At 58.1% G+C, this 2,778-nt stretch carries 2 protein-coding genes; both read right to left on the minus strand.

Features of this window, described 5'->3' with window-relative positions:
• A partial coding sequence (locus ACFFAR_RS30210) for a filamentous hemagglutinin N-terminal domain-containing protein (protein ID WP_375509116.1) occupies positions 1–1,282 on the minus strand: 1,282 nt, incomplete at its 3' end.
• Positions 1,283–1,761: 479 nt separating this feature from the next.
• The gene (locus ACFFAR_RS30215; protein ID WP_061999449.1) at positions 1,762–2,619 is read right to left on the minus strand and encodes an SIS domain-containing protein; all 858 of its coding nucleotides are present in this window, start codon (positions 2,617–2,619) and stop codon (positions 1,762–1,764) included.
• Positions 2,620–2,778 lie beyond the last annotated feature (159 nt).

Consider the following 2,778-nt stretch of genomic DNA (forward strand, 5'->3'; position numbering starts at 1 on the left):
TCGTATTGCCGCCGGCTTCGTTTTGCCCGGTTGCCGTGATCGCGCCGCTGGCGCTTATCGATAGATCACCCTCATTGGCAATCGTGCCGTCGGGATTCACACCCGCGCCAAGCGTGCCCGTCGATGCAATGCTTCCCGTATGAACCGTCGTATTCTGCTGTGCGGCGAGCACGCCGCTATTCGTGAGCGCACCCGATGTGGTCGCCGAGACATTCTGCTGCGCGTAAGTCGTACCGCTGTTCTCGATGCCATCGCGTGCGGACAGCGCCATATTGCCGCTCGCGTTGGTCTGTCCGGCAAGGACGAGCTTGCCCTGTGTCGTGAGTATCAGATCGCCGGCCTGTGCGGCAAGCACGCCTTTAGTTGACACCCCTACGCCGTTTTCAGTCCCAACTAAAACAATACGATTGCTGTACATTCCACCCAGATTACTCACGTCAATAGACACGCCCGGGGTGGGCCCTTCACCGGCGATAGGCGTCGCATTGAGCGTGTCATGGTTGACGCTGTTCGCACCTGTCACGACGTTCAAATTCTTCGCATAGATTGCCGCGTTCGCCTGCACAGCACGTGCAATCAGATCCACCTGATCGATATCCGCCGCGTTCAGTCCCGCACCGTGCACGCTGATGTTGCCGTGCGTGACGTTAAAGCCCGAGAGCGAGCCGTCGGGTGCGAAGTTCGGTGAACCGGTCGTGAGGATTGCGCGCGACGTGTTGATGAATCCGCCACCGTTCACGCTGATGCCCGAGCCATTAGCGATCACCACCTCGGCACGTTGCCCGGCGACCTCAAGACGCCCATTGATTTGGCTCGCCGCGCTGCTGTTCACCTGATTGACAATGACGCGCGCAGACTGACCGGGACCGAAGTTCGGATTGCCGTTGATCATGCCCGCCTGCTGCGTCTGCACGATGGTCGGCGAGTTGTTCAGGATGGCGCCGTTCTTCTGAACATCGAACTGGCCGTAGGTATTCATCGAAACACCGGCGCCCGATGGCCGGTTGATGTTGACCTGAGGCAGTCCGTTTTGCGTGGCGATGACGCCGGGTGCGTTAGCACCACCCGGAACGATTTGCGCGCTCGACCACGAGGGGAGCACGCCAAGTAACACAAGAGCAGCAAACGCGATCTGTCGCAGCGTGAAATTCGCACTATGTGATTCCCCGCTGCGTACCGAACTCTGTCCCGCTTCCTTACCCGTTGCCGTGGCGGTTTCCTCGACGGCCACCAGCATGTTTCTCAGTCGGCTGAAGACCAGCCGGTAGTTGTTTTTATTCATCCGGTCGCTTTGTATCGCTTATTTTTAACGACCGACAACATAACGCCAGGTGAACCATCCGAGTTAAAACTTGCTATCAGCCGGAGCCGAAAACAACGGTTTTAACTAAATCGGATTTATCTTATTGGGTGTTGATCGCACTGCGAAGTAACGAGAGCGGGCAGAGAAGTGGTAAACGTTTGAGCAAAAGCTTGGGTGATGAATGAAACCTAGTGCGTGTTGCTAATCAGCATATGCAGATGAAGGCGATTGCGAGCGCAACAAATGAGAGAAGCGTTCTGAGAGTCTGTCGTAGCGAGTTGAAAAACGGCGGAACTGCTTGATCCGACAGGAGAAGTGTTCGGACAGAATGCGCGAAGCATAGAGATGCTCGACGAAAAGGCGTCATTCATGCCGATTGTCCGCCGCAGTTCCACCCGTATCCGCGGCTTTACCTGGCAGCACAGAATTATTAACACGCCCTGATCCGTCCCCTCAACTCAGATCACGCCCGTAGACCGCATATCGGCGAGGCGCTTTTTCATGTCCAGCACTTCGAGGGTGTGCGCTTCGCCCTTGCGCAACGCGACGCTGGTGGAAAGAATATCGATGATCACGAGCGCGGCAAGGCGAGAAGTCGTCGGCGTATAGACGTCTGTGTTTTCCAGCGTTTCGGCTATCACGGCGACATCCGAAAAGCTCGTCAGCGGACTATTCGAACCCGTGATCACGATCACGCTCGCGCCGCGTTCCTTAGCGGTCCTTGCGACTTCGATCAATGATCGCGTCGATCCCGTATTGGAAATCGCAACGACCGCATCGCCGGGTTTGAGCATCGACGCTGCAATGAATTGCTGATGCGAATCCTGATGCGCGACGCACGGCACGCCGAAGAGCGGAAACTTCTGCTGCGCGTCCAGCGCGACAATGCCCGATGCACCGAACCCGAAGAACTCGATACGCCGCGCCTTCGCCAGCAGATCGACCGCGCGCCCGACGGCCGCAAAATCCAGCTTCTTGCGCGCCCAGTCAAGGCTCGTAATGGTGTAGTCGAAGATCTTGGTGGCGACGGTTTCCGGATCATCGCCTTTACCGAGCACTGAATGCGTGGCGGGCGCGCCGAGCGCCAGACTTTGCACCACGCGAATCTTGAAGTCCTTGAAGCCGCTGCAGCCGAGCGACGCGCAAAAACGCAGCACGGTCGGCTCGCTCACCTTCGCGTTGCGCGCGAGTTCGGCGAGGTTGATATCGGAGATGGAACCGAGGTTTGCAAGAATGTACTCGGCCACTTGCCGGCTGCCGCGGCGCAGATTGGGACGCGCGCGGTCGATCAGTTCGAGGATGTTGTAATCGGGCACTCGATATTCCTTCGTTCATTATGAACGGGGCGCCGCAAGCGGCGCCCCGAGCTTCATACAAGTGGCAAGCGTTCCAAGTGTATCGGATCGGCGGGGGCGGCCTGGATTCGGGCCATCACCGGCGCCAGAAACGCGCACCTCGCTGCGACAGGACAGCCG

This window comes from uncultured Caballeronia sp., assembly GCF_964243625.1.
In the GTDB taxonomy this organism is placed as follows: domain Bacteria; phylum Pseudomonadota; class Gammaproteobacteria; order Burkholderiales; family Burkholderiaceae; genus Caballeronia.